The organism is Muricoccus radiodurans (assembly GCF_050154705.1).
Classification (GTDB): domain Bacteria; phylum Pseudomonadota; class Alphaproteobacteria; order Acetobacterales; family Acetobacteraceae; genus Roseomonas; species Roseomonas radiodurans.
This window is the reverse complement of record NZ_CP189561.1, coordinates 5,571,276-5,596,211: the sequence shown is the minus strand read 5'-3', so window position 1 is coordinate 5,596,211 and position 24,936 is coordinate 5,571,276. Positions and strand designations below refer to the sequence as shown.

Here is a 24,936-nt window from a genome sequence, read left to right as displayed (position 1 = left end):
CGCCTCAGCCCGGCACGGCCTCCCGATAATAGCCGAGGTCGAGATACTTCATCGGGTCGGTCAGCGATGTGCCGGCCGGCCCGAACTGCGACCGCAGGGCGAGCACGGTGCGGATGCCCTCCACGTCGATCGCGGCGCGGCGGTCGAAGCCGCTCGTCGGGTGGAGCAGCACGCGGTAGGAGGCCTCGGCCACCGCCTCCCCCATGTTCGGGACGTTGCGGCGGAGCAGCGCCAGCGCCTCCGCTCGGTTCGCGGGGTCGTAGAGCCAGGACAGCGCGTCCACCGTGCCGCGGATATAGCCGATGATCTCGGCGCGGTGCCCCTCGGCCCAGGAGCGGCGGGTGGTGCCGACGAGGCCCTGGTAGCGGCCGAGGGTGGTCGCGGCATCGGCCAGGGTGCGGAAGCCCCGCGCCTCGGCCAGCGCCTCGAAGGGGGAGATGAGGAGGGTGCCGGCGTGGCGCTTCTCCAGCAACGCCTCGAAGCGCTGGAGCACGCCGCCGGCGCGGACGTAGTTGATCTCCTCCGGACGCAGGCCGCCGAGTTCGACGAGGCGGCGCAGGACGAAGGCATAGCCGGTGGTCAGCGCGTCCACCGACAACTCCTTGCCCCGCAGGTCGGCGAAGCTGGCGACCTCCGGCACGGTGACGAGCTTCAGGAAGCCGTTGTCGCCGCCCATGACGACGACGAGGTCCGGCGTGCCCGCCACGCTCGCCTCGCCCTGGCCCTCCATGTAGGCGATGACGTTGTCGATGGCCGTCACCGCCATGTCGAAGCGGCCGCCGATCAGGTTCGTGAGCTGGAAGGTGGAGTTGGGCGTCGGCGACAGCCGCACCTCCACGCCGTGGCGGGCGAAGAAGCCCTTCTCCATCCCGGCCCAGATCGGCCAGTTGAAGCCGCCGGGAAAGGTGATGAGCTCGATCGGGCGGAGGGACTGCGCGCGGGCGACGGCCGGCGCTGCGAGGGCGGCGCCCAGGCCGAGATGCAGCGCCGCGCGGCGGGGCAGCGGTGGCGGGGTCATGGCGGTCCTCCGTGTCGGCCGTTCCGGGCCGTTGAGCGGAAGGTTAGGCCCGCGTCCGGCGCGCTGTCGCGCCCCGGTCAGTCGCGGCGCAGGACGAGCAGCGTACCGGCGACATCGGCGCCGCGTTCGCGGCGGAGAATGGTTTCCTCCCGCGCGATGGGGCGCAGCCCCAGCCCGGTCGAGAGGTCCAGCACATGGCCGGGGTGATGGCGGTAGCGCAGGCCCTCGCCCAGCGCATAGGGGGCGGTGTCGCCGGTCTCCAGGCTGAAGGCGGCGTGGCCGCCCGGCCGCAGCGCCGCGGCGATCCCGGCCAGGGCGGGGCGGAGGTCGCCGAGGTAGTTGAGCACGTCCGCGGCGGCGATCACGTCGAAGGCGGCGGGATGAGCGGGTAGGTATTCGGTCAGGTCCGCCTCCTCCAGCGCATCATAGATCCCGTGGCGGGCGGCCTCGGCCAGCATGCGGGGGGAGAGGTCCAGGCCGGTCAGGCGGCGCGCCCAGGGGCGAAGGGCTACGCCGGACAGGCCGGTGCCGCAGCCCAGGTCGAGCACGTCGAGCGCGGCGTCCGCGCTGACCCCGGCGCGGCCGAGCAGGGCGGCCAGGACGGCGGGGGTACGGTATTCCAGGCGGCCGGTCAGGTCGGCCTCGAACCGCGGGGCATAGGCGTCGAAGAGGTCGCGGACGTAGGCGGCGGGGGCGCGGTCCGGGGCGGCCTCCGCCCCCAGCGCGGCGAGGAGGAAGCGGGCCTGGGCCGCGACCGGGCCATCGCCCGCCGCGGCCAGCGCGCGCCGCGCCGCGCCCGTGCTGGCGGGGACGTCACCCGCTTCCCGCAGGCCATGGGCCAGGGCCAGAAGGGCCTCGGCATCCTCCGGCGTCAGGGCGGCCGCCTCCCGCAGATGCGGCAGCGCCTCCCCGACCCGGCCAAGGGCGCAGAGGGCCTGGCCGAGGTTGCGGCGGGACACGGCGTCCGATGGACGGAGCGACACGGCGCGGAGGAGGGCCGGGACCGCCTCGTCGAGCTTTCCGGCCTCGGCGAGGGTGGCGCCGAGGGCTGCCAGATAGACCGGCGCGTCCGGCCGCAGCGCCACGGCCCGGCGCGCGAGGTCGAGGGCGCGGGGCAGGTCCCCCTCCTGCCGCGCGAGCACGCCGAGAAGGTTCAGCGCATCCGCCGCCCGGGGGTCCAGGGACAGGACACGACGATAGAGCGCCCCCGCCCCCGGCAGGTCCCCCGCCTGATGGCGGGCCAGGCCCTGGCGCAGAAGGGCATCGGCATCCTTCCGGGCCGCGGTTGCATTATGCGCCATAGGGTGCTCCGAGGGGCGGCATGGACGGGACGAACCGCCACGACCTGGTGAAGGCGGGGCGCGACCTGCGCGTGGACCTCGCGCGCGGGATCGCGCTGTGGTTCATCTTCATCGACCACGTGCCCGGCAATGTGCTGGACGACTTCACCCTCCGCAACTTCGCCCTCTGCGACGCGACCGAGGCCTTCGTGCTGCTGGCGGGCTACGCCGCCGGGCTGGCCTATGGGCGGCAGATGGACCGGGGCGGGTGGTTCGCGGCGGCCTGGAAGGTGCTGGGGCGGGTCTTCACCCTCTATGTCGCGCACATCTTCCTGTTCGTCGTCTTCACGGCCCAGGTCGGGTACTCGGCGGCCGCGCTCGATTCCATGGCCTACCTGGATGAGATGCACCTGGACGCCTTCGGGGAGCAGCCCTACCGCGCGCTGCTGGAGGCGCTGCTGCTGCGCTTCCAGCCGGCCTTCCTGAACATCCTGCCGCTCTACATCGTGGTGCTGGGGATGTTCGCGGTGGCCCTCCCGCTGCTGCGGCGGCCGGGCTGGCTCCTGGCGGGGTCGGGGCTGATCTACGCCTACGCGCGGCTCCGGGGGGTGAACCTGCCGTCCTGGACGGGCGGCGGCTGGTTCTTCAACCCGCTGGCCTGGCAGCTTCTCTTCGTGCTGGGGGCGATCATGGGCTACCAGCCGCCGGGGCAGCCGGCGCGGGCCCTGCGCTGGAACCGCTGGGTCGGCGCGGGCTGCGTGGTGGTGCTCGCGCTGTCCTTCGCGGCGGTCTTCTTCATCTGGCACCGGCGGGACCTGCTGGGGATGCTGCCGCTGCCCGTCGCGACGGTGGTGGACGCGGTGGACAAGACGGCGCTGCACCCGTTCCGGCTGCTGTCGATCCTGGCGCTGACCTACCTCGTCGCGCACACGATCCCGAAGGCGGCGCGGTGGCTGTCGGGCTGGGTGGCCTGGCCGCTGCTGCTGATGGGGCAGCAGGGGCTGCATGTCTTCTGCGCCGGGATCTTCCTGGCCTTCCTGGGACGGCTGGCGATCGAGGCGTCCGAAGGCTGGGCGATGCAGGCGGCCGTGAACCTGGCGGGGCTGGGCGCCATGGTCCTCGTCGGCGCGGCGGTGGCCTGGTCCAGCGGCAAGCCGCGACGGGGCGAGCCCGCCTTGCCGGCGGGGGCGCGGATGGATACGGTTTGACAATTATGAGACGCGCCGCCGTCCTGCTGGCCCTGATCCTCTCGCTGGCGGCGCCGGCGCGGGCCGCGCCCTGTGGCGCGGGCGATGATCTGATCGAGCCGATTCCCCTTCCCGCCACCTCGGCCGCGATCTCCCAACGGGCCCTCTCGGTCCTGGTGGTCGGGTCGGCCAGCGTGATGGGGCCGGGAAGCAGTGGGCCGTCCAGCGCCTACCCCTCTCGCCTGGAGGGGTTGCTGCGCCGCGTCTATCCGGAGGTGCGGGTGGAGGTGGTGGCGCGGGGCGGGCGGGGGCTGATGGCCGCCGACCACGCCGCGCTGATCCGGGACGCCATGCGGGAGCTGCGGCCCGGCCTGGTGCTGTGGCAGGCGGCGACGGTGGAGGCGGTGCGGGGATCGGACATCGCGGAGATGACCGAGGCGTTGCGGGCCGGGACCGAGGCGGTGCGGTCCGGCGGGGCGGACCTGATCGTGCTGGACCCGCAGTGGTCGCGCTTCCTGCGGGCGAACGCCGATGTCGAGCCCTATCGCGACGCGCTGCGGGCCGCAGCGGTGGCGGAAGGCGCCGGCTTCCTCTCCCGCTACGACCTGATGCGCGCCTGGGCCGAGGCGGAGACGGTGGACGTGGAGCGCGCCCCGCGGGAGCGTCGCACCGCGGAGGTGGACAAGCTGAACGACTGCCTCGCGCGGTCGCTGGCGCAGTTCGTCACGGCCGGGGTGGCGGGCGCGCGGCGGTAGGGCCGCGTCAGAACAGCCCTTCGATCTCGCCCGCCGCGTTCAGCCCGATCGTCTCCGCCGCCGGGTGCCGGGGCAGGCCGGGCATGGTCATGACGTCGCCGCAGATCGCCACGACGAAGCCCGCGCCCGCGGACAGGCGGACCTCCCGCACCGGCAGCAGGTGGCCGCTGGGGGCGCCGAGGGCGGTGGGATCGGCGGAGAAGGAGTACTGCGTCTTCGCGATGCAGACGGGCGCGCGGCCGTAGCCCGCCGCCTCGAAGCGGTGCAGGCGGGTGGCGAGCGCCGGCGGCAGGGCGATGCCGGCGGCGCGGTAGACCTCCCGCGCGATCGTCTCGATCTTCTGCGCCAGCGGCATGTCGTCGGGGTAGAGGGGCCGGAAGCGCACGGTGCGGCCGGCGATGAGAGCCTGTACGGCGCGGGCGAGGTCCGCGGCGCCGGCCGCGCCGTCCGCCCAGTGGGTGCAGAGGACGGCCTGGGTGCCCGCGGCGGTCATCGCCTCCTGCACCGCGGCGATCTCGGCCTCCGTATCTCCCGTGAAGCGGTTGAGGGCGACGACGACGGGCAGGCCGAACTTGCCCATGTTCTCGACGTGGCGGGAGAGGTTGGACAGGCCGCGACGGACCGCCGCCACATCCTCCGTGCCGAGCGCGGACTTCGCGACGCCCCCCTGGAGCTTCAGCGCGCGCACCGTGGCGACCACCACGCAGGCGGAGGGCGCGAGGCCGGCCATGCGGCACTTGATGTCGAGGAACTTCTCCGCGCCCAGGTCGGCGCCGAAGCCGGCCTCCGTCACGGTGACGTCGGCGAGGCGCATCGCGAGCCGCGTGGCGATCACGCTGTTGCAGCCATGCGCGATGTTGGCGAAGGGGCCGCCATGGACGAGGGCGGGCGAGCCCTCCAGCGTCTGCACGAGGTTCGGCGCCAGCGCGTCGCGCAGCAGAGCGGCCATGGCGCCGTCCGCCTTCAACTCCCGCGCGGTGACGGCGCGACCGTCACGGCTCTGGCCGATGATGATGCGGCCGAGGCGGGATTGCAGGTCGGCGAGGTCCTTCGCCAGGCAGAAGATCGCCATCACCTCGGACGCCACGGTGATGTCGAAGCCGTCCTCCCGCGGGAAGCCGTTGGCGACGCCGCCCATGCCGACGTTGATCAGGCGCAGCGCGCGGTCGTTCATGTCCACGGCGCGGCGCCAGGCGATGCGGCGCGCATCCAGGTCCAGCGCGTTGCCCCAGTAGACGTGGTTGTCGATCATCGCGGCCAGCAGGTTGTTGGCCGAGGTGATCGCGTGGAAATCGCCGGTGAAGTGGAGGTTGATCTCCTCCATCGGCGCGACCTGCGCGCGGCCGCCGCCCGTGGCCCCGCCCTTCACCCCGAAGCAGGGGCCGAGGGAGGGTTCCCGCAGCGCGATCATCGTCCGGGTGCCGAGCGCGTTCAGCGCGTCGCCCAGCCCGATGGTGGTGGTGGTCTTGCCCTCCCCCGCCGCGGTCGGGTTGATGCCGGTGACGAGGACCAGCGCGCCCTCCGGCCGCGATTCCTGGGCCCGGACGAAGTCCATCCCGACCTTCGCCTTGAAGCGGCCATAGGGCTCCAGCGAATCGGCGGGGATGCCGGCGCGGGCCGCGATCTCGGCGATGGGGCGAAGCTTGGCTGCCCGCGCGATCTCCAGGTCCGTGGTCACGCAATCCCCCCCTGCCCGCCTGCCGAGGGGGTTAGCCGGGGCGGGCGCCGGGCGCAACGCGGGCCCGATCCGGAGCCGCCAGCGCGACCGGCGCGCTGCCCCCACGCCGCGTTGCCGGTGCGGAAATGGGCGAGGTTGCCACCCCCGGCCCGCGCGATGGCCCCGCGCGCCGCGCGCTCAACTCGGGCGATGTCGAAGCCGACGATGTCCACCCCGCCCCTCGCCAAGACGCGGCACGCACGGCACCATCCCGGCCGAGCGGCGCCGAACGCGCCCGACCGGATCAGGGAGACGTCCAGGATGCAACGCCGCCCCCTTCTCGCCCTCGCGGGCCTCGCGCCCTTTGCCCCCGCGGTGCTGCGCGCGCAGGAGGCGAACTGGCCCGCCCGGCCAGTCTCCATGATCGTGCCCTTCGTGGCCGGCGGGCCGTCCGACATCGTCGCGCGGGCGGCGTCCCAGCGCATGGCCCAGACGATCGGCCAGCCCGTGGTGGCGGAGAACCGGCCGGGCGCGAATGGCGAGGTGGCGGCGCGGGTCGTCATGCGCGCGGCGCCGGACGGTCACACGCTGATGGTCGGCTCGATCGGCGTCTGGGCGATCAACGCGGCGCTGCGGCCGAACCTGTCCTACGATCCCGTGCGGGACTTCACACCGCTGACCCTCGCGGTGACGAACCCGAACGTGCTGGTCGTCAACACGGAGAAGCACCCGACCACCGACGTGCCGGGCCTGATCGAGTGGCTGAAGGGCCGGCGCGGAGCGGCGTCCTATTCCACATCCGGCGTCGGCTCCTCGGACCAGCTGACGACGGAGCTGTTCAAGCTGCGGACGGGAACCGAGATCACCCACGTGCCCTATACCGGCGGCGCAGCGGCGGCGACGGACCTCATCGCGGGGAATGTGGACATCTCCTTCCAGAACCTCGGCACCGTGTCCGGTCACATCGCGGGCGGGCGGCTGCGCGCGCTGATGGTGACGGGAGAGCGGCGGCATCCGACGCTGCCGAACGTGCCGACGGCGGCGGAGTGCGGGCTGCAGGACTTCGTCGTGACGTCCTGGCAGGCCTTCATGGCGCCGCCGAACATGGCAGCGCCGCTGCGCGACCGCGTGGCCGGTGCGCTGCGGGACGCGCTGATGCAGCCCGAGGTGAAGACGCGGCTGGAGGGGATCGGCTTCGACGTGATCGCCAACCCGCCGGAGGAGTATTCCCGCTTCCAGCAGGCAGAAATCGCCCGCTGGCGCGAGGTGGTGCAGCGGGCGAACATCACGGCGGGATAGGCGGCCCCATCCCGCCGGACGCGGCTCAGCGCAGCGTCAGGGCGGCGCGGATGTGGTCGAACACCGCCTGAGGCACGCCGGCCTTGGTCACGACTTCCGTCAGGTTGGCATAGGGGCGGTTGCGGATGATGGCGTCGGCGCGCGCGTCGCCGATGCCGGGCAGGATGTCCGTCATCTCGCGCTTCGTGGCTGCGTTCACGTTGATCTGGGTCGCGGTCAGCCGGGCGCGGATCGGGGCGAGGACGGAGGCGGGGATGGAAGCCTTGGACGCCACCTCGTCCAGGTTGCGGTAGGGGCGGTTCGCGACGATGGCGGCGGCGCGGGCCGGGCCGATCCCGGGAAGGCTGTCCAGCTCCTCGGCCGTCGCGAAGTTCACGTCCACCCGCTCCGCCGCGACGGGCGCGGCCTGGGGTGCGGGCTGCGAGGCCGCGCGGGGCGGCGTGGCGGGGGTCGCGACGGGCGGCGCGGCAGGAGCCGCGCGGGGCGGCGCCGAAGGGGCCGGCGTCTGCGACGCGGCCGGCAGCGCCAGCAAGGCCAGGAGCAATCCAGGCAGCAGGACACGCATGATCGGGTTCCTCTTCCGCCACCCGAGTCCCGGGCGGCGGGTGAGGCTACACCCGTTCCTGTGGCGGGCGCGTGGCCGAAAGCCGGTGCTCAGGCCCGCCCGCGCCTTCGGTTGCGGCCGGCAGCCCCCGGCGGCACAGTCGGCCCACCGGCGGGCCGCCGAGGGGCCGCCCTGCCCGATGGAGCCCCTGCCGTGCTCGCCTCCCTGCTCCGCTCCATCAGGCGCACCGCCATGGTCCCGTGGCACCTGATGGCGATCGCCACCTCCTCGCGCTCCTTCGCGCACAATCCCTTCCTGGGCAGCGACCGGCTGAACCGCTGGGGTCTGCACGCCCGGCGGGTGGCAATGGCGCAGCGCCTGGCCGCCTCGCGCCGCGCGCGGCTGGCGCGGGACCTGTCGCCGGAGGACGCGGCGGCCTTCGACCGCGACGGCATCGTGGTGAAGCCCGACTTCCTGCCGCCCGATCGCTTCGCCCGGCTAAAGGCGGAGATCGAGGCGCTGCGCGCCCCCGCGCGGGAGGTGCAGCAGGGCGGCGCGCTCAGCCGCCTGATCCCGCTCTCGCCCGCCGTGCTGGCGCAACTGCCGGAGACGCGGGCGCTGGTGAACGAGCCGGGCTGGCGCGGGCTGCTGAACTACGTCGCCAGCACGCGGCACGGGCCGGTGCTGTTCATCCAGACGATCATCAGCCATGTCGGCGGCCGCGTGGATGACCCGCAGACCGAGCTGCACAGCGACACCTTCTATCCGAGCATGAAGTGCTGGCTCTACCTGCACGACGTGGCGGAGGAGGACGGGCCCTTCGTCTATGCCCCCGGATCGCATCGCGCGACGCCGCGGCGGCTGTGGTGGGAACGGGCGCGCAGCCTGTCCTGGCGCGGCGGCGACGAGCACAGCGGGCGCGGGTCGCTGCGCGTGTCGGCCGAGATGCTGCGCCGGCTGGGCTATGGGGCGGCTCGCGCTTATCCGGTGCGGGCGAATACGCTCGTCATCGCCGATACCTATGGCTTTCACGCGCGTGGGCCGAGCGCGCGACCCTCGGTCCGGATCGCACTCTGGGCGCAGGGGCGGCGCAATCCCTTCCTGCCCTGGGCCGGGCTGTCGCCGACCAGCCTGGACTATGTGCGGGACCGCCAGGCCGTGGCCTTCTGGGCGATCCGCGACACGCTGGCCCGGCTGGGGCTGGGGCGGCCCTACATGCACGATGCGGGCGCGGTGCGGCCGGGCGATCCGGCGATGGACCGATCCGGCGATGCGCGGGTGGATGCCTGAGGGGCATCCAGCGACCGAAAAGAAGGCCCGCGCTGATGCCGCCTCTCGCAGGGGCAGAGAGGGGGGCCGGGGTCAGGTCATCACGTTCGACGACAAACGACCCCGGCGCGCAGGCTCAGAAGAAGGCGCGGAGTTCGTCCACCGTCTTGAAAAGATCGAGCACGTTGCGGACGACCGCGATGCCGACATTGATCTGTACGATCACCGCCCAGGACTTCTTGCCGCCGCGAGACGTGTGAAGCGACGCGGATCGCCAGATCCCCGTCAACTGCCAGACCGTGAGCGCGGCGGGGAAGATGATCACGCCGATCAGGGTGCTCCGGATGCTGCCCATGCTCATGCCCGCGGCATGGCCTATCAGGTAGGCGCCCAGCACCTCCCCCAGCGCCAAGCAGGAAAGGGTAACCAGGACGCCGTTGACCCAATAAGCGGTACCCAGGCTGAGCTCGCCGCGCCAGTGGCGCCCGATGTAAGTCCCACGGCTCGTGCTCTCGGGCAGGGTTGCTGTGATGGACGTCATGGACCTTCATCCTTTCTGGATGCGCCGGGGTCGGGCGCGCTGCCGTTGGTGACGGGCGCGCTTCTATCCATGACGTTGCGGAATTCGGTGTCGGATGTCCTGCGTGCGCGTCGTGTTCGTCGCGCGCCGGATTCCGCGCCCCACCGCCCAGGACCGCGTTCGCTCCAGAAGGCTTTCACCGCCCCCGCTGCGTCGAAGCCCCACCGAGCGCGGGATCAGGGGGCTTGTCAGCCCCCCGGCGGAGGGGGCCAGGGGGAGGCGGCGCCTCCCCCTGGGACCGTTCAGGCCGCGCGGCGGGTGATACCCTGCTCCTCCAGAGCACCGGCCATCGCGTCCACGGCGCGGCGGATGTCGTCGGGCGTGACGGCGCCGATGCAGCCGATGCGGATGGTCGGCGTCTTCGTCGTGAAGAAGTTGCTGATCAGCACGCCCCGACGCTTCAGCGCGTCCACGAAGCCCTGCAACGTGAAGCCGGGCGCGTCGGGCTGGTGCAGCGTCAGGATGATCGGCCCCTGGTGCGCGGCATCGAGGTAAGGGCGCAGGCCCAGCCGCTCCGCACCGGCGCGGAGGAGGCGCATGTTCTCCGTGTAGCGGGCGAGGCGCGCGGGCTGGCCGCCCTCCCTGTCATACAGGTCCAGCGCGACGCCGAAGGCCGACAGGGCCTGCACGGGCGGCGTGAAGCGGAAGGAGCCCCAGCCCGAGCGCTCCGCGTGCAGCAGCACGTCGCCGAGGTCGAAGCACCAGGACCCGGCCTTGCCCGCGCGCTCCCGCGCGCGCTCGATCGGGCAGACGGCGAAGCCGATCCCCGGCATGCCCTCGAAGCACTTGTTGCTGGTGAAGAGCACCGCGTCGCATTCCGGCTGGGCCGAGAGGTCGAACGGCAGCGCGCCGAAGGCGGAGACGGCGTCCACGATCAGGCGGCGGCCGGCAGCGCGCACCGCCTCTCCCACCACTGCGGGGTCGTTGAGGATGCCGCTGCCCGTCTCGGAATAGACCATCGCGACATGGGATAGGGTCGGGTCGGCGGCGAGGGCGTCCGCAATCTCCTGCGCCGTCACGCCGCGCGTGTCGGGCACGGGAAGCGTGACGGGGTCGCGCCCGGCCTCCCGCGCCAGGCGAATGATGCGGTCGGCATAGGTGCCGTTGTTCGGCACCAGCAAGCGTCCGGCGGGCGGGACGAAGGTGCGGATCGCCGCTTCCACCATCATGTGGCCGGCGCCCTGGAGCGGGAGCGTCGCGTGTACCCCGGCGCGGCCGCCAGCGAGGTCGCGCACGCGCTCCCGGATGCGGATGTATTCCGGGGCGAAGTCGCGGTCCCAGGGGGCGATGTCGGCGGCCATGGCGGCCCGCGTCTCGGGGCGGGTCTGCACGGGGCCGGGGGTGAGCAGGAGCATTCAGGAACCTCGGGACGGCGAGGCGGGGGAAACTGCACCCGGGGGCGGGCCGGGGCAACGGGGACTCAGGCGGTCGGCGCGGCCCGCATCTCCCGGATGAGCTTGCGGCGGATGGCCTCGGCGAAGGCGGCGTAGTCCGGGCATTCCATGACGAAGGCGCCGGGTCCGCCGATCACCTCGGCGGCGTAATGGGCGGGCAGGTCCGGTTCCTCGTTCACCACGGCCAAGGCGTTGATCGTGACGCCGCCGGCCACCCCGGCATCCCGCACCGGGCCGGGCGGCGGGCCGGCGTTCCAGGCGCCGTCGCCGGAGACGTCCAGGGCGGACCGCGCGGCGTCTCCGGGAAAGGCGGCGAGCTGGGCAAGGCCGGCGGCCATCCCCTCCCCCAGCGCGGTGGCGCCGGCGGGGACGAGGCGGGGTGAATCGTCGAGCGCGTCGGCGAGGCCGGCAGCCGTGGCGGCATCCTCCACCGGGGTCCAGGGAACCGCGACCTCCTGCGCGCCGCGGCCGGACCAGAGGAGCACGCACACCGCGACCGCGCCGCGGGGCCCGCCGGTGGCGGCGGCCAGGACCGCGGGATCCCGGAAGGCGGCGGCAAGGCCGCCCATCATCAGCCCGAACTCGTCATGATCCACCGAGGAGGACGCATCCACCGCGAGGCACAGGGCGAGGTCCACAGGGCGCATCGCCGCCAGTTGGGCTCCCGCCCGGCGATCGGGAAGGGCAGGATGGCGGGTGACGCACGGCACGGCTAAAAGCCCTTCACCTGATCGTTGAACGGAGTTCAGCACGATGAAGAGACGTGATTTCTTGGCCGGCATCGCCGGGTCGGCCACCCTGCTGGCCATGCCCGCCCTCGCCCAGGGGCCCTATCCCAACCGCCCCATCCGGATGATCGTGCCCTACACCCCCGGCGCCGCGACGGACGCGATGGCGCGGCTGGCCGCCCAGAAGATCGGGGAGAAGCTGGGCGTCAGCGTGGTGGTGGAGAACCGCGCCGGCGGCAACGGGGCGGTGGGCAGCCAGGCCGTGCTGCAGGCGCCGGCGGATGGCTACACCATCATGGGCTCCGCCAGCATCCACCCGATGGCCCGGCACGTGATGAAGGCCGCGCCCTATGATCCCGTCGCGGACTTCGTGCCGCTCGCCCGCACCGCCCGCGGCCCGCTGGTCCTGGTGATGGACCCGCGCCGGCCGGAGCGCACCATCGCGGAGGTGGTCGCGAGCGCCAAGCGCGAGCCGGCGCGGTGGAGCTTCGCGACCTCCTCCCTCGGCGCGGCGGGGCATCTCGGCTCCATCGAGTTCAATCGGCTGACCGGGGCGAACATCGAGATCGTGGGCTACCGCGGCTCCGCCCCCGCACTCTCGGACGTGGCGGCGGGCAACGCGCAGCTCATGTTCGATCCCGTCCTGGCGACGCTCCCGATGGTGCGGGGCGGGCAGTTGCGGGGGCTCGGCATCGCCACGGCCCAGCGCACCCAGCTCGCACCGGAGTTGCCGACGCTGATCGAGGCGGGACTGCCCGGCTTCGAGTTCTACTCCTGGTACGGCGTCTGGGGCTCCCGCGCCCTGCCGGCGGAGATCGTCGCGCGGCTGAACGCCGCCGTGGTGGAGGGCATGCGGGAGCCGGAGGTGGTGCAGCGCCTGGCCAGCCTCGGCTTCGAGCCGGTGGTGGAGACCCAGCCGGAGCTGGAGGCCTTCATCCGCGAGGACGTGGCGCGGAACGCCGAACTGCTGCGGATCGCGAACTTCCAGCCGGAGTAGGCGCGGACCACCGGTGCAATCCGGGCCGCCCGGGGCCATCTGCGTCCCGCGCGGCGCCCGCGGCCAGGCTTTGCCCGGCCCGGCTCCGCCAGGGACCGGCCGAGGCGTTGCGGGCCGGTCCGGTTTTCGAGAGTGTCCCCCGGCGCGGTCCTCCGCGCCGGGTTCGCGTTCGGGAGGATGGCCAGGTTTCATGGACGGCACGACGGACCCCTCCCCGGCCGGGGGCGCGCCGCTGACCGCGATCCCGCACGCCGATCCCGCGCATGACGCCGCCCCGATCTCCCGCATCGTGGCGGAGGTGGCGGCGACCTTCCCGGGGGAGCGGATCACACTGGGGGAGATGTCCGAGGCGTTCGGGGACCGCGCCTTCGGGCTGTTGATCCTGCTGCTGCTGCTGCCCGCCATGCTGCCGGGCATGGCCAGCGTCTTCGGGCTGCCGATCATCCTGCTGGGCGCGCAGATGGGGCTGGGACGGCGGACGCCGAAGCTGCCGGCCTTCATGGCGCGTCAATCCGTGAAGCGGACGGACCTGCTGCGGCTGGCCGGCGCGTCGTCCAAGTGGCTCGGGCGGATCGAGCGCTACGTCCGGCCGCGGCCGGGGATGTTCACCACGCCGATGGGGGACAAGCTGTTCGGCTGGCTGACAGTCTATGTCGCCATCATGCTCATCCTGCCCGGCCCGGGCACGAACGGGCCGCCGGCCTTCGGCAACATCGTCATGGCGCTCGGGCTGGTGGAGCACGACAGCAAGGTCATGGGCTGGGGCGTCGCGCTGACGGTGCTCGGCTGCGCCTTCGCGACCGCGGTGCTGGTGACGATCGGCTGGCTCGGCGTGGCGGCGTTCGGCTGGTTCTTCTGAACGCCCCCTTCTTCTGACGGCTCTGGCGCCTCACGCGGCCGTGCGTTAGATCGCGCCCATGCGCCGGTGGCCCGCAAGGGCTGAAACGGGAACGCGCGACGTCACCCGGCCGCGATGGTCCGAGGCATCTTGCCGAGGACGTAAATTGCGGCCGATCCGGTGACCAGTCCGCGGCTGCCCTCGCAACTGTAGGCGGCTGATCCGGACCCCACGGCCATTGCGGCGAGAGCCGCGAGAAGGCGGGGTCCGGCGGCGGAGCGATCCGCCAGGCCGCGAGCCAGGAGACCGGCCGGCGCAGAGGGGTTTCGCGCGTGCCGGGCGAGGTGCACCGGCGCACGGGTGAAAGATCTTGCGGGTCCGCCGCAGGATCTCCGCAGGCGAACCGCGCCCACCGCTGTGCGTCCCCCACCACCGGGCGCGCGGCAGACCGCGACCGTTCGCCTGGGAGAATCCCGATGCGACGCCTTCTGCTTCTCTCCTTCACCACGCTGGCGGCGCCTGCCGCCCATGCGCAGGACATCACCCAGCCCTCCGCCGCCGTGGCGGAGACGGTGGTGACCGCCACCCGCGTGCCCACGCCGATCGAGCGCGTGCCCGCCGGCGTCACGGTCATCGACCGCCAGACCATCGAGGAACGCGGCTACCAGACCTTGTCGGAGGCGCTCTCCGCCGTGCCGGGCGTGTCGCTCGTGCAGACCGGCGGGATCGGCCAGCAGGCCAGCGCCTTCATCCGCGGCACGGCGTCGCGCCACGCGCTGGTCCTGCTGGACGGCGTGCCGATCAACGACGTGGCCGACCCGAACGGCGCCTTCAACTTCGGCAACGACCTGCTCGGCCTCGACGTGGAGCGGATCGAGGTGCTGCGCGGGCCGGCGTCCTCCCTCTACGGGTCTGGAGCAATCGGCGGCGTGATCAACATCGTCACGCGCCGCGCGCCGCGCGACCGGGTCTTCGCGCCCTCCGGCGAGGCGGCGGCGGGATCGAACCGCACGCTGCGCCTGAACGGCGGCGCGGCGGGAACGGTGGGGGAGTTCGACTACCTCTTCTCCCTGCGCTCCTTCTCGACCCAGGGCACCGATGCCACGGCCTCCCGCTTCCGGCGCGACACGGGGGAGCGCGACGGGTTCCGCCAGGTCGGCGCGGCGGCGCGGCTGGGCTGGACGCCCTCCGAGCGGCTGCGCATCGAGGCGCTGCTGAACTGGCGGGAGAACCACTTCGGCCTGGACAACGTGCCGAACGACGACCCGAACTACTCCGCCGAGGATCGCCGCTACACCGGGCAGCTGCGCGTGGAGGGACGCCCGCTGGAGAACTGGACCACCGGGCTGCGCATCGCGCAGACGGTGGACCGCCGGCGCTACGTGAACCTGCCGGACAGCCTCTCCTCCGCCTCCACCGACGACACCTATCGCGGCGAGCGGACGGTGCTGGACTGGGGCAACCAGGTGCGGCTGCCGGATCTCGGCCCGGCCGACCAGAGCGTGCTCGCCTTCGGAATCACCCACGCGGAGGAGGAGGTGCGGCAGGCCTCCGGCAGCCCCGCCTTCCGCACCACGGTGAACGCGCGCGCCGGCAGCACCGCGGGCCATGCCGGCTATCAGGTGCGGCTGGGGCAGCGGCTCGACCTCTCGGCCGGGGTGCGGCACGACGAGGCGGAGGATTATGACGGCTTCACCTCCTGGCGGGTCGGTGCCGTCTTCTCCGTGCCGGAGATCGGGGCGCGGCTGCGCGGGTCCTACGGCACGGCCTTCCTGGCGCCCTCCCTCTACCAGCGCTTCGGGCGGATCGGCACGAGCTTCCGCGGCAACCCGAACCTGCGGCCGGAGACGAGCGAGGGCGGCGAGGGCGGCATCGAGATCGACGTCCCCCTCGGCGCGCAACGCGACTTCGCGACGTTCGGCGCGACCTATTTCCAGACGCAGATCCGCGATCTCATCAACTTCAACGCCGGCTTCTCGACGCTGGAGAACGTGGACCGCGCCCGCATCCGCGGCGGCGAGTTCAGCCTGACCCTTCGCCCCGCCCCCTGGCTGCGCGCGACCGCGGCCTACACCGTGACGGATGCGCGCGACGTCGCCACCGGGGAGCGGCTGGCGCGGCGGCCGGAGCAGCAGCTCTCGATCAATGCCGCGATCCGGCCGATCGAGACGGTGACGATCGCGCCGGAGCTGATCGTCTATGGCCGCTCGCGGGAGGGGGCCTTCGCCTCCTATCGCAACGACGGTTCCTCCTACACGGTCGCGCGCGACAACAAGGCAGGGACGGTGCTGAACCTGACCGTGACGTGGCAGGTAACGGAGCCCGTCGCGCTCTTCCTGGAGGGGCGGAACCTGACGGACAGCGACTTCGAGCCGGCGAACGGGTTCCAGCTGCCGGGCCGGACGGTGCTGGTGGGCACGCGCTTCCGGCTCTGACCGGGTGGGGCCGGGTTCGTCCCGGCCCCCTCTCCTTCCGCCCTTCCCGGATGCGACAGGCGCGACGCGGGACGGCGCCCGGCGGGACCGGCGCGCGACACCGCCCACGGTAAGGGGCGCCGCGACGAGTGCTCGCGCGGGAGGGGCCGGCCATCGTGATGGCGTATCAGGTGTCCGGACAGACAGGATGGGGCCGGCGGATCGCCTCCGTCGTCTTTCCCGCCATGCTCGGCCTCGCGGCCCTCGCCATCGTCGCGGTCAGCCTTGTCTCAGCCGGACGCTGGGCCGGCTTCGTGGTCCGGGCCGAGAGCGCGTCCGCCGTGGTGGACCGGATCGAACGCGTCCGGAGCCCGGGCTCCGGCCGCGGCGTGACCTACCGGCCCGTCTTCCGCATCATCGACGGCCCCGGCGCGGGCGAGCTTGCCCGGTCCCGCAACCACAATTCCTGGCGGCGCTACGCCGTGCCGCAGGCCGTGACCGTGTGGCAGGATCCCGCGGACCGCGGCTGGGCGGAGGCCGATTCCCTGCCGAGCCTCTTTCTCGGGCCGGTGCTCGGGCTGCTCTTCGCAGCCTTCGCGCTCGGGGCTGCCTGGCTCTTCCTGCCGGCCTGGGTGCTCGGCACGGAGGGCAAGCCCATCCCGCCGCCCCGCACCTACACGAAGAAGACGATCTGGGGCGTGGCGCAGGTGACGGAGAGCGGCACCGGCCTGCCCGGCCGTCTCAAGCTGCTCCTTGCGGGTCCGGGCATCGCCGGGCTGATCCTCATCGCCTTCGTGTTCGCGCACGGGGAGGTCTCGTCGGCCCTGGCGTATCGCGATGTGTCGGCTGTCACCGAGGGCCGCGTGGCGCTCCGCGTAAAGGAGCGGCAGCTGATCGGCGGCGAGTTCCGGCCCCTGCACATCACGACCATCCGCTTCCGGACGCCGGACGGCCGGGAGATCGCGCTGGACGCCGAGCGCGACGCGGCGATCCGCGGCCTCTCGCCCGGCGACCCTGTCCCGGTGCGCTACCTCCGCCACGACCCGCAATCCGCCCGGCCTGCCAGCCTCTGGGACGAATGGCACCGCTCGCTCTTCGCCGCCCTCGTCTTCCTGGTCGTGCTCGTCTCCGGCACGTGGTTCCTCCGCCGCAAGCTCGGCCCGTGGTGGCGGGAGGAGCAGGGGATGCGGAGCTGAAGGCGGGCGCTCTGACCGGAGCGGCCGGCGCACTCCGTCCAGCCGACCCGCCGCAACGTGCCTCGGAGCGCGGGCCCGTGATCGCGGCAAGGCGGCGTGGGAGCCGTGCGGGACGGTGACGCTCCCGCCCCCAGCGGCCAAACTGCGGCGAGCCCACTGCTGGCCTACGTGGCCAGCACGCACGCAGAGACGAGGTCGAGGGATGCATGAGCGTCAGCGAGGAACAGATCGTGGATGATCCGGTCGTCGGGCGGGCATCCGCCGGTCCGGCCGCGAAGAAGGCCCGGGTCGGCCTGCTCTGGAAGAGCGAGAATCTCGGCCTCTACGCGAACGCGGATTTCGAGAGCCTCTTCTCGGGCGTGGGCCGCAACACCGGTAACCTCGCCTTCGCCTATGCGGTCGCCAGCCACATCCGGAATCCGTTCACCTATATGGGCTGGAACACGCCCGCCGAGACGCTCCGCAAGAAGGCCGACATCCTCGTCATTCCCTGCGCGAACCAGCTCGGCAAGCACTCCGAGCTCGGCAGCTTCGGGCAGACGCTGCGGGAGGCGGGGCTGCCGATCGTCGCGATCGGTCTCGGCGCACAGGCCTCGGATTACGAGGCCGATGTCGAGCTCAGCGAGGGCACGCTGGACTGGCTTCGCGTCATCGGGGCGCATCGCGGCAACGCGCCGAACAACATCTATGCGCGCGGCCCCTATTCCCGGGACCAGATCGGGAAGCTCGGCTTGGGCGGCGCCATGGTCGGGGGCTGCCCCTCCTACTTCATCAACCCGCGCATCAATCTCGGGCGCCGCATCCAGTCGCGCTGGAGAAGCGGCGGGCTGCCGCGCTCGATCTCCGTCGCGGCGGGCCACCAGTCCTGGCCACAGGTCCGGACCATCGAGCACCAGCTCGTCAGCCTGATGATGGACCCGGTCGCGCCGGGCCAGTACGTCGTCCAGTCCATGGGCGACATGCTGAAGCTCGCGCGGGAGGAGACCGCGACGATCGATCCTGCGGTGCTGGAGCGACTGCGCAAGCACATCGTGCCGCACTACACGCGGGAGGAGTTCCCGGCCTGGTGCCGCAACTATGCCAGGGCCTATTTCGACGTGCCCTCCTGGATGGACTCCCTGCGCCGCCATGATCTCACGGTCGGGCCGCGCTATCACGGGACGGCGCTGGCCCTGCAGGCCGAGCGGATGGGCCTCGCGATCACGATCGATTCCCGGACGCGGGAGCTGTGCGAGCAGACCTCGGTCCCCCATATCGCGGCGTCCGACCTCGTCGGCCCGCTGACCCGGACGACGCTGCGGGAGATGATCGACTTCGACGGCGACCGGTACGACGCGCACCGGCGGCAGGCCGCGGGCGCCTATGTCGACTTCCTCGAGGCCAACGGCATCATTCCCGCGCCCTTCCTGACCAAGCTCGCGCTCTCCGCGCCAGCCGCCGCAGGGGACTGAGGGCGCAGGCCTCAGCGGCGTTCGCGCCGGTCCTGCTGGCCCCGACGCCCGACGTTCGGCTCCGCTGCGGTCAGGTCGCCGATGCGTCCCGCGACCCGCCCGGCACCCAGAGCGGGTCGCGCCCGCCATTGACCACGCGCGACAGCACGAAGAGGTGGTCCGACAGGCGGTTGAGATAGCGGACCGCGTCCGGGTTCACCGCCTCCTCCGCCGCCAGCCGCACCACCGCCCGCTCCGCCCGGCGGGCGAGGGTGCGGGCAAGATGCGCGTGCGCGCCGGCCGGCGTGCCGCCGGGCAGGATGAAGGAGCGCAGCGGCGGCAGGTCGGCGTTCATCGCGGCCAGCTCCGCCTCCAGCCGCGCGCACTGGGCCGCGGTGACGCGCAGCCGGTCCCGCGCGTCGTCCATCGGCACGGACAGGTCTGCGCCGAGGTCGAAGAGGTCGTTCTGGATCCCGGCGATCCGCGCCTCCGCCTCTCCGGTCAGGTGCAGGCGAAGCAGGCCGAGGGCGGCGTTCGCCTCGTCCACGGCGCCCAGCGCCTCGATCCGCGGCGCGTCCTTGCGCATCCGCGTGCCGTCCCCGAGCGAGGTCTCGCCCCCGTCGCCGGCGCGGGTGGTGATAACGTCCAGCTTGACCATCTCGGCTACTCCAGGCGGAAGACGACGCGGTAGTCGCGGCTGCCCCAGACGGGCTCGCCGTTGCGAAGGGCGGGGGAGAAGCGGCAGCGGCGGATGCCGCGCCGGGCGGCCTCGTCGAGCGACTGGTAGCCGCTCGTCTCCGTCACCCGCGCCTCCACCACCCGCCCGTCATCGGAGACGCGCAGCCGCATCCCGACCGCGCCGACGACGCCGCGGGCGCGATCCCCCGGCGGGTAACCGATGGAATCCGCACAGCCCGGGCGCGGGGCACCGACGCCGCTCGTCTCGCCCGGCGCCCCCTCCGCCCCCGCGCCCAGCCGCACGGCGCCGAGCGCCGCGAGGCGGGCCGCGTCCGACGGCGCGTTCGGGGAGGGCGGGGCGTCGCGCGATGGGCGCGTGGGCGGAGTCGGCGGCGCGTCGCGCGCCACGCGCTCCGGCGGGGGTGGGGGCGCGGGGGGTGGGGGAAGCGGCAGCGGTTCTGCCTCTGCAAGACTCTGCGTCGGCGGCGTGCGGGGGCGCGGGGGGCTCGGCGGTTGCGCGGGGACCGGCGGGGGCACCGTCGCCGCCACGCGGGGCGGGGTCGTGGGCTGCTCCGGTGGACCCGGCGGGGCAGCAGAGGGCACCGGCGGACTCGGTGGGCGTTCTGCGAGCTGGGGCGGCGGGGGAGCCGGTGGCGCGGCGGGCGGCGGGGGAAGCGCGAGCTCCGGCGCGGGCGCGCGCGGCAGGTTCGGCGGCAGCGGCGCCGGGCTGGTCACGGGCGGCGCCTCCGAAGGCGGGGCGGCCACGGCGGGCGGCGGGCTCTCGAGGGCCGACGGCGCTTCGGCCGGCCGCGGGGGCGCCGGGATGGTGGGGGTGGCCGGCCCGGGCGGCGCCTCGGCCATCATCGCCGGCGGAGGGGGCGGTTGCGGCGGTGCGGGGGCCTCCGCCACAGGCGGCAGCGGCGGCAACTCCGGCGGGGCCTGGAGCGCGGGTTGGGCCGGTGGCGTGGGCGGCGGCGCGGCCTCCGCGGGCGGGGAGAGCTCCGGCGCTCCCTCCCCCGTGCCGATCGGGCCGGACCAGACGAGGGGCACGCCCTCCTCGATCCGGGCCTCCGGCGGCGGGTCGCGGTGCAGGGCGAGGGAAACGCCGGCCAGGACGGCGCCGTGCAGGACGGCCGCCATCGCCCAGGGCCAGGCGCGACGTTGCGCGCGCCGGCGGCGGGGGCGCCAGACCGGGGCCGCGGTGGGCGCCCAGACCCAGGCCGTCATGCGGCCCGGGCGGTCACGGAACCCGGGCGGTCACAGGACGAGGACCCCGCTGTGCTTCGCCTTGCCCTCGGGCTCCACGTGGATGGTGATGACAGCCTGGCCGACGGCGTCGCGCAGCCCGGATTCGATCCGGTCGCAGATGTCGTGGGCACGGGCGACCGTCATGTCGCCGGGAACCACCAGGTGGAACTCGATGAAGGTGTGGCGCCCGGCCTGGCGGGTGCGGAGGTCGTGCGCTTCCAGCGCCCCCTCGGCCTCCTTCGAGACGACGGTGCGGATCTGGGAGAGGAGGACGGCCGGCACCGCCTCGTCCATGAGGCCACCGACCGAGGAGCGCAGCAGCCGCAGGCCGGAGAGAAGGATCATCAGCGCGGCCCCGACCGCCAGCGCCGGGTCCAGCCAGAGCAGGCCCGTGACGGCCACGAGCCCCACGCCGATGACCACCGCGATGGAGGTGACCGCATCGGCCAGGAGGTAGCGGCTGTCCGCCACCAGCGCCGGCGAGCCGAGCGCCCGGCCGCGGCGGCCGAGGATCGTCCCCCAGACCGACAGCACCGCGGTGGCGACGAAGGACAGGGCGATGCCCACCACCGGCTGGTCCGGCGCGCGGGGCACGAGGAAGGCGTCCCACGCCTCCTTCATGATGAGCAGGGCGGCCACGAGGATCAGCGCCCCCTCCAGCACGGCGGAGAAATACTCCACCTTCGCGTGACCATAGGGGTGGTTCTCGTCCGCCGGCATGGCGGAGTAGCGCACGGCCGCGAGCGCAGTGCCGCTGGCGGCCACGTTCACCACGGTCTCCAGCATGTCCGCGAACAGGGCCGCGCTGCCGGTCAGCCACCAGGCCGCGCCCTTCAGCGCGAGCACGACGAGGCCGACCAGCAGGCTGGTCCAGGCGGTGCGTTCGGTATCCCCCATGGGCGGAGGGATAGCCCGGCCGACCCTAGACCGAGAAGTACTTCGCGCGCGGGTGGTGCAGCACGATCGCGGAGGTGGATTGCTCCGGGTGCAGTTGCCATTCGTCGGAGATCGTGACCCCGATCCGCTCCGCCCCCAGGAGGCGCAGGAGGGGCTCCTGGTCCTCCAGCCGTGGGCAGGCCGGGTAGCCGAAGGAGTAGCGGCCGCCGCGATAGCCCTGGGAGAGCATCTTCTCTATGTCGCGGTCGTCCTCCCCGGCGAAGCCGAGTTCGGCGCGGATTCGCTTGTGGACGTACTCCGCCATGCCCTCCGCCATCTCGACGCTCAGGCCGTGGAGGTAGAGGTAGTCCTGGTAGCGGTTCTCCTCGAACCACTCCCGCGCCAGGTCGGACGCCTTCTGGCCGACCGTCACCACCTGCAGACCGATCACGTCCCGCTCGGCCTCGTCCACGTCCCGGACGAAGTCGGCGATGCACTCGCCATCCCCCTTCGGCTGACGCGGCAAGGTGAAGCGGCAGGCCTCCGTGACCCCGTCCTCCTCGAAGAGGATCAGGTCGTTGCCCTGGCCGGCCGCCTTCCAGTAGCCGTAGATGGCCTGGGGCTTGAGGATCCCCTGCTCCTCCGTGATCCCGAGCATCCGGCGCAGCACGGGGCGCAGTTCCTGCTTCGCCCAGCCGAGGAAATCGTCCAGCGAACGCCCCTGCTTCCGGAAGCCCCACTGGAATTGATACAGGCTGCGCTCGTTGATGAAGGGCACGATGGCCTTCGGCGGCGCCTCCACCACGCGGGCACCCCAGAAGGGTGGCGTCGGCACGGGCTCTCCGGCCGTGACCCGCCGGCGGCGCTCCTGGGCGTAGTTCACGTCCACCGGCGCGAAGCCGCGGGGGTCCGCGACGCCGAGGGTGCGCTTCTCGTTCTTCGACTTGCCGGCGCGCTTGGCCTGGAGCGCGGCGAGGTAGTCGTCGAAGCCGTTGCCCATCACCTTGTCCATCAGGTGCAGGCCGTCGAAGGCGTCGCGCGCATAGGCCACACGGCCGCAGGCATAGGACTTGACGCAATCCTCCTCCACGTAGTTCCGCGTCAGCGCCGCGCCGCCGAGCATGACCGGGATCTCGATGCCCTGGCGGGACATCTCCTCCAGGTTCTCGCGCATCACGACAGTGGACTTCACCAGCAGGCCGGACATGCCGATGGCGTGCGCCTTGTGGTCCTTCGCGGCGGTGACGATGTCGGCCAGCGGCACCTTGATGCCGAGATTGACGACCTTGTAGCCGTTGTTCGTCAGGATGATGTCCACGAGGTTCTTCCCGATGTCGTGGACGTCGCCCTTCACGGTGCCGAGGACGATGGTGCCCTTCTCCTGGCCCTCCACCCGCTCCATGTGCGGCTCCAGATAGGCCACGGCCGCCTTCATCGTCTCCGCGCTCTGGAGCACGAAGGGAAGCTGCATCTTGCCGGCGCCGAACAGCTCCCCCACCACCTTCATGCCGTCCAGCAGCACGTCGTTGATGATGGCGAGCGGCGCGATGCCCTTGGCCAGCGCATCGGCCAGCTCATCGTCCAGGCCCTTGCGGTCGCCATCCACGATGCGGTCCTTCAGGCGGCCCTCCACCGTCTCGGCCTTCACGCGCTTGGCGGTGTCGGCGGCCTTGCGGCCGGAGAACATGGCCAGCAGCGCCTGGAGCGGGTCGTAGCCCTCGGCGCGGCGGTCAAAGATCAGGTCCTCCGCGACCTTCACCTCCTCCGGCGGGATGAGGTGGAGCGGCTTGATCTTGGAGACGTGGACGATGGCACCCGTCATCCCCGCCTTCACGGCGTGATCGAGAAAGACCGAGTTCAGCACGTGCCGCGCGGCCGGGTTCAGGCCGAAGGAGATGTTGGACAGGCCGAGGATGATCTGGATGTCCGGGAACCTTTCCCGGATCATGCGGATGCCCTCCAGCGTCCAGAGGCCGAGCTTGCGGTCGTCCTCGTTGCCGGTGGCGATGGTGAAGGTCAGCGGGTCGATCAGCAGGTCGGATTGCGGCAGGCCGTGCTTGCCGCAGGCGAAGGCGACGAGGCGTTCGGCGATCCGCAGCTTGTCCTCCGCGGTCTTCGCCATGCCGACCTCGTCGATGGTCAGGGCGATGACGGCGGCGCCGAACTTCTTCGCCAGGACCATGCGGTCCTGGGCGTGGCCTTCGCCATCCTCGAAGTTGATCGAGTTGATGATGGGCTTGCCGCCATGCAGCTTCAGCGCGGCCTCGATCACCGGCGTCTCGGTGGAATCGATCACCAGCGGGGCGTTCACGCTGCTGGTGAAGCGGGTGACCACCTCGTTCATCTCGGCCATCTCGTCGCGGCCGACGAAGGCGGTGCAGATATCGAGGGAATTGGACCCCTCCCCCACCTGCTCCCGGCCCATGGCGACGCAGCCGTCCCAGTCATGCGCGGCCTGCCGCTCCCGCCAGGCCTTGGAGCCGTTGGCGTTGCAGCGCTCGCCGATGGAGAAATACGCGTTCTCCTGCCGCAGCGCGGTCGCGCCGTAGAGGCTGGAGACCGAGGGGATCCAGACCGGCTTCCGGATCACGGGCGCGGGGCGCGCCGCGGCGCCGCCCAGTTTGCGCAGCATCGCGTCCAGCGCGCCGATATGCGGGATGGAAGTGCCGCAGCAGCCGCCGATGAGGTTCAGCCCGTCCTCGGTGACGAAGCGCTCCATCCAGCTCGCCAGCTCGGCGGCGCCCAGGGGGTAGTGGGTCTTCCCATCCACCAGCTCCGGCAGGCCCGCATTCGGCTGGCAGGACAGGAAGCCGCGCCAGTTCTGCGAGAGCCAGCGGACGTGCTCCGCCATCTCCTGCGGACCGGTGGCGCAGTTCAGCCCGATCAGCGGCACGTCCAGCGCGTCCACCACCGTCGCGGCGGCGGCGATGTCGGGTCCGACCAGCAGCGTGCCGGTCGTCTCCACCGTCACCTGCACGAAGATCGGGATATCGGACTTCGCCTCCGCGATCGCGGCCTTGGCGCCGTTCACGGCAGCCTTGATGAAGAGCGTATCCTGGTTCGTCTCGGTCAGGATGGCGTCACAGCCGCCCTCGATCAGCCCGCGGCACTGTTCGGCCAGCGCGGCCTCCAGCTTGTCGTAGTCGATGTGGCCGAGGCTCGGCAGGCGCGTGCCCGGGCCGATGTCGCCGATCACCCAGCGCGGGCGGCCGTCCGAGAAGCCTTCGGACGCCTCGCGCGCCAGTTCCACGGCGCGGCGGTTGATCTCCCGCGCGCGGTCCTGGAGGTCGAATTCACCGAGGGTGACGGGGCTGCCGCCGAAGGTGTTGGTCAGCACCATGTCGGCGCCGGCCTCGAAGTAGCCGCGATGGATCTCCCGCACGAGGTCGGGGCGGGAGAGGTTCAGCACCTCCGTGCAGTTCTCCTGGCCCCAGTAGTCCTTCTCCACGTCGAGGGTGAGCATCTGCACGCGGCTACCCATGGCGCCGTCGCAGAGCAGCACGCGGTCGCGAAGGGCATCCAGCAGGTGCGGTCGGGTCATGGCGCTC

The 24,936-nt window shown here is 72.7% G+C and carries 20 protein-coding genes and 1 riboswitch; of the genes, 9 read left to right on the top strand and 11 right to left on the bottom strand.

Annotated features, from left to right (window positions below; translation table 11 throughout):
- Window positions 1–4 precede the first annotated feature (4 nt).
- Entirely contained in the window at window positions 5–1,018 is a 1,014-nt protein-coding gene (locus tag ACP6CK_RS26035) for an ABC transporter substrate-binding protein (protein WP_426956240.1), read from the bottom strand.
- Window positions 1,019–1,095: 77 nt separating this feature from the next.
- The gene (locus ACP6CK_RS26030; protein WP_426956239.1) at window positions 1,096–2,319 is read right to left on the bottom strand and encodes a methyltransferase domain-containing protein; all 1,224 of its coding nucleotides are present in this window, start codon (window positions 2,317–2,319) and stop codon (window positions 1,096–1,098) included.
- 20 nt (window positions 2,320–2,339) lie between these two features.
- Between ACP6CK_RS26030 and ACP6CK_RS26025 the strand changes: the two genes are divergently transcribed.
- Both ACP6CK_RS26025 and ACP6CK_RS26020 read left to right on the top strand, forming a co-directional pair.
- Window positions 2,340–3,506, top strand: coding sequence for an OpgC family protein (locus ACP6CK_RS26025; RefSeq protein WP_426956238.1), 1,167 nt, complete (start codon window positions 2,340–2,342; stop codon window positions 3,504–3,506).
- Window positions 3,507–3,511: 5 nt separating this feature from the next.
- Window positions 3,512–4,240, top strand: coding sequence for a hypothetical protein (locus ACP6CK_RS26020; RefSeq protein WP_426956237.1), 729 nt, complete (start codon window positions 3,512–3,514; stop codon window positions 4,238–4,240).
- 7 nt (window positions 4,241–4,247) lie between these two features.
- Here the strand turns inward: ACP6CK_RS26020 and ACP6CK_RS26015 are convergent, their stop codons facing one another.
- On the bottom strand, window positions 4,248–5,918 hold the full coding sequence (locus ACP6CK_RS26015) for a formate--tetrahydrofolate ligase (protein WP_426956236.1): 1,671 nt from the start codon (window positions 5,916–5,918) through the stop codon (window positions 4,248–4,250).
- A 300-nt stretch (window positions 5,919–6,218) separates the two neighbouring features.
- On the opposite strand from ACP6CK_RS26015, the gene ACP6CK_RS26010 reads away from it, so the two are divergent.
- Window positions 6,219–7,196: a Bug family tripartite tricarboxylate transporter substrate binding protein gene (locus ACP6CK_RS26010; RefSeq protein ID WP_426956235.1), complete on the top strand. Its 978-nt coding sequence runs from the start codon at window positions 6,219–6,221 to the stop codon at window positions 7,194–7,196.
- 25 nt (window positions 7,197–7,221) lie between these two features.
- Here the strand turns inward: ACP6CK_RS26010 and ACP6CK_RS26005 are convergent, their stop codons facing one another.
- Entirely contained in the window at window positions 7,222–7,761 is a 540-nt protein-coding gene (locus ACP6CK_RS26005) for a ComEA family DNA-binding protein (protein WP_426956234.1), read from the bottom strand.
- Between the two features lie 192 nt (window positions 7,762–7,953).
- On the opposite strand from ACP6CK_RS26005, the gene ACP6CK_RS26000 reads away from it, so the two are divergent.
- Window positions 7,954–9,030 carry a phytanoyl-CoA dioxygenase family protein gene (locus ACP6CK_RS26000; protein WP_426956233.1) on the top strand — a complete coding sequence of 359 codons (1,077 nt, stop codon included), beginning with the start codon at window positions 7,954–7,956 and terminating at the stop codon, window positions 9,028–9,030.
- A 115-nt stretch (window positions 9,031–9,145) separates the two neighbouring features.
- Here ACP6CK_RS26000 and ACP6CK_RS25995 read toward each other — a convergent pair whose 3' ends face one another.
- The 3 genes from ACP6CK_RS25995 to ACP6CK_RS25985 form a co-directional block, all read right to left on the bottom strand.
- Window positions 9,146–9,550, bottom strand: coding sequence for a hypothetical protein (locus ACP6CK_RS25995; protein ID WP_426956232.1), 405 nt, complete (start codon window positions 9,548–9,550; stop codon window positions 9,146–9,148).
- A gap of 281 nt (window positions 9,551–9,831) precedes the next feature.
- Window positions 9,832–10,944 (bottom strand): 2-aminoethylphosphonate--pyruvate transaminase, encoded by a 1,113-nt coding sequence (locus tag ACP6CK_RS25990; protein WP_426956231.1) that lies wholly within the window; start codon window positions 10,942–10,944, stop codon window positions 9,832–9,834.
- Between the two features lie 65 nt (window positions 10,945–11,009).
- Window positions 11,010–11,630: a DUF1194 domain-containing protein gene (locus tag ACP6CK_RS25985; RefSeq protein WP_426956230.1), complete on the bottom strand. Its 621-nt coding sequence runs from the start codon at window positions 11,628–11,630 to the stop codon at window positions 11,010–11,012.
- Window positions 11,631–11,736: 106 nt separating this feature from the next.
- Between ACP6CK_RS25985 and ACP6CK_RS25980 the strand changes: the two genes are divergently transcribed.
- From ACP6CK_RS25980 to ACP6CK_RS25960, 5 genes are all read left to right on the top strand, one after another.
- The gene (locus ACP6CK_RS25980) at window positions 11,737–12,708 is read left to right on the top strand and encodes a Bug family tripartite tricarboxylate transporter substrate binding protein (protein WP_426956229.1); all 972 of its coding nucleotides are present in this window, start codon (window positions 11,737–11,739) and stop codon (window positions 12,706–12,708) included.
- Window positions 12,709–12,898: 190 nt separating this feature from the next.
- Complete coding sequence (locus ACP6CK_RS25975) at window positions 12,899–13,567, top strand: exopolysaccharide biosynthesis protein (RefSeq protein WP_426956228.1); 669 nt, start codon at window positions 12,899–12,901, stop codon at window positions 13,565–13,567.
- Between the two features lie 47 nt (window positions 13,568–13,614).
- Window positions 13,615–13,875: riboswitch (cobalamin riboswitch) on the top strand.
- Between the two features lie 147 nt (window positions 13,876–14,022).
- Window positions 14,023–15,981: a TonB-dependent receptor plug domain-containing protein gene (locus ACP6CK_RS25970; RefSeq protein WP_426956227.1), complete on the top strand. Its 1,959-nt coding sequence runs from the start codon at window positions 14,023–14,025 to the stop codon at window positions 15,979–15,981.
- A 128-nt stretch (window positions 15,982–16,109) separates the two neighbouring features.
- Window positions 16,110–17,156, top strand: coding sequence for a DUF3592 domain-containing protein (locus ACP6CK_RS25965; RefSeq protein WP_426956226.1), 1,047 nt, complete (start codon window positions 16,110–16,112; stop codon window positions 17,154–17,156).
- Between the two features lie 206 nt (window positions 17,157–17,362).
- Complete coding sequence (locus ACP6CK_RS25960) at window positions 17,363–18,607, top strand: polysaccharide pyruvyl transferase family protein (protein WP_426956225.1); 1,245 nt, start codon at window positions 17,363–17,365, stop codon at window positions 18,605–18,607.
- A 70-nt stretch (window positions 18,608–18,677) separates the two neighbouring features.
- Here ACP6CK_RS25960 and ACP6CK_RS25955 read toward each other — a convergent pair whose 3' ends face one another.
- The 4 genes from ACP6CK_RS25955 to metH are packed head-to-tail and all read right to left on the bottom strand — an operon-like array spanning window position 18,678 to window position 24,929.
- Window positions 18,678–19,244 (bottom strand): cob(I)yrinic acid a,c-diamide adenosyltransferase, encoded by a 567-nt coding sequence (locus ACP6CK_RS25955; RefSeq protein WP_426956224.1) that lies wholly within the window; start codon window positions 19,242–19,244, stop codon window positions 18,678–18,680.
- A gap of 5 nt (window positions 19,245–19,249) precedes the next feature.
- Window positions 19,250–20,491 (bottom strand): energy transducer TonB, encoded by a 1,242-nt coding sequence (locus ACP6CK_RS25950; RefSeq protein ID WP_426956223.1) that lies wholly within the window; start codon window positions 20,489–20,491, stop codon window positions 19,250–19,252.
- Between the two features lie 30 nt (window positions 20,492–20,521).
- Window positions 20,522–21,409 (bottom strand): cation diffusion facilitator family transporter, encoded by an 888-nt coding sequence (locus ACP6CK_RS25945; RefSeq protein ID WP_426956222.1) that lies wholly within the window; start codon window positions 21,407–21,409, stop codon window positions 20,522–20,524.
- Between the two features lie 25 nt (window positions 21,410–21,434).
- The gene (gene metH / locus ACP6CK_RS25940; protein WP_426956221.1) at window positions 21,435–24,929 is read right to left on the bottom strand and encodes a methionine synthase; all 3,495 of its coding nucleotides are present in this window, start codon (window positions 24,927–24,929) and stop codon (window positions 21,435–21,437) included.
- Window positions 24,930–24,936 lie beyond the last annotated feature (7 nt).

What these genes read in the sequence shown, in the direction of transcription:
- ACP6CK_RS25945 (WP_426956222.1), bottom strand. Translation starts at nt 21,409, where the DNA reads ATGGGGGATACCGAACGCACCGCCTGGACCAGCCTGCTGGTCGGCCTC.
- ACP6CK_RS26035 (WP_426956240.1), bottom strand. Translation starts at nt 1,018, where the DNA reads ATGACCCCGCCACCGCTGCCCCGCCGCGCGGCGCTGCATCTCGGCCTG.
- ACP6CK_RS26025 (WP_426956238.1), top strand. Translation starts at nt 2,340, where the DNA reads ATGGACGGGACGAACCGCCACGACCTGGTGAAGGCGGGGCGCGACCTG.
- ACP6CK_RS26030 (WP_426956239.1), bottom strand. Translation starts at nt 2,319, where the DNA reads ATGGCGCATAATGCAACCGCGGCCCGGAAGGATGCCGATGCCCTTCTG.
- ACP6CK_RS26020 (WP_426956237.1), top strand. Translation starts at nt 3,512, where the DNA reads ATGAGACGCGCCGCCGTCCTGCTGGCCCTGATCCTCTCGCTGGCGGCG.
- ACP6CK_RS25990 (WP_426956231.1), bottom strand. Translation starts at nt 10,944, where the DNA reads ATGCTCCTGCTCACCCCCGGCCCCGTGCAGACCCGCCCCGAGACGCGG.
- ACP6CK_RS25975 (WP_426956228.1), top strand. Translation starts at nt 12,899, where the DNA reads ATGGACGGCACGACGGACCCCTCCCCGGCCGGGGGCGCGCCGCTGACC.
- ACP6CK_RS25995 (WP_426956232.1), bottom strand. Translation starts at nt 9,550, where the DNA reads ATGACGTCCATCACAGCAACCCTGCCCGAGAGCACGAGCCGTGGGACT.
- ACP6CK_RS25950 (WP_426956223.1), bottom strand. Translation starts at nt 20,491, where the DNA reads ATGACGGCCTGGGTCTGGGCGCCCACCGCGGCCCCGGTCTGGCGCCCC.
- ACP6CK_RS26010 (WP_426956235.1), top strand. Translation starts at nt 6,219, where the DNA reads ATGCAACGCCGCCCCCTTCTCGCCCTCGCGGGCCTCGCGCCCTTTGCC.
- ACP6CK_RS25970 (WP_426956227.1), top strand. Translation starts at nt 14,023, where the DNA reads ATGCGACGCCTTCTGCTTCTCTCCTTCACCACGCTGGCGGCGCCTGCC.
- ACP6CK_RS25955 (WP_426956224.1), bottom strand. Translation starts at nt 19,244, where the DNA reads ATGGTCAAGCTGGACGTTATCACCACCCGCGCCGGCGACGGGGGCGAG.
- ACP6CK_RS25980 (WP_426956229.1), top strand. Translation starts at nt 11,737, where the DNA reads ATGAAGAGACGTGATTTCTTGGCCGGCATCGCCGGGTCGGCCACCCTG.
- ACP6CK_RS26005 (WP_426956234.1), bottom strand. Translation starts at nt 7,761, where the DNA reads ATGCGTGTCCTGCTGCCTGGATTGCTCCTGGCCTTGCTGGCGCTGCCG.
- ACP6CK_RS25960 (WP_426956225.1), top strand. Translation starts at nt 17,363, where the DNA reads ATGAGCGTCAGCGAGGAACAGATCGTGGATGATCCGGTCGTCGGGCGG.
- ACP6CK_RS25985 (WP_426956230.1), bottom strand. Translation starts at nt 11,630, where the DNA reads ATGCGCCCTGTGGACCTCGCCCTGTGCCTCGCGGTGGATGCGTCCTCC.
- metH (WP_426956221.1), bottom strand. Translation starts at nt 24,929, where the DNA reads ATGACCCGACCGCACCTGCTGGATGCCCTTCGCGACCGCGTGCTGCTC.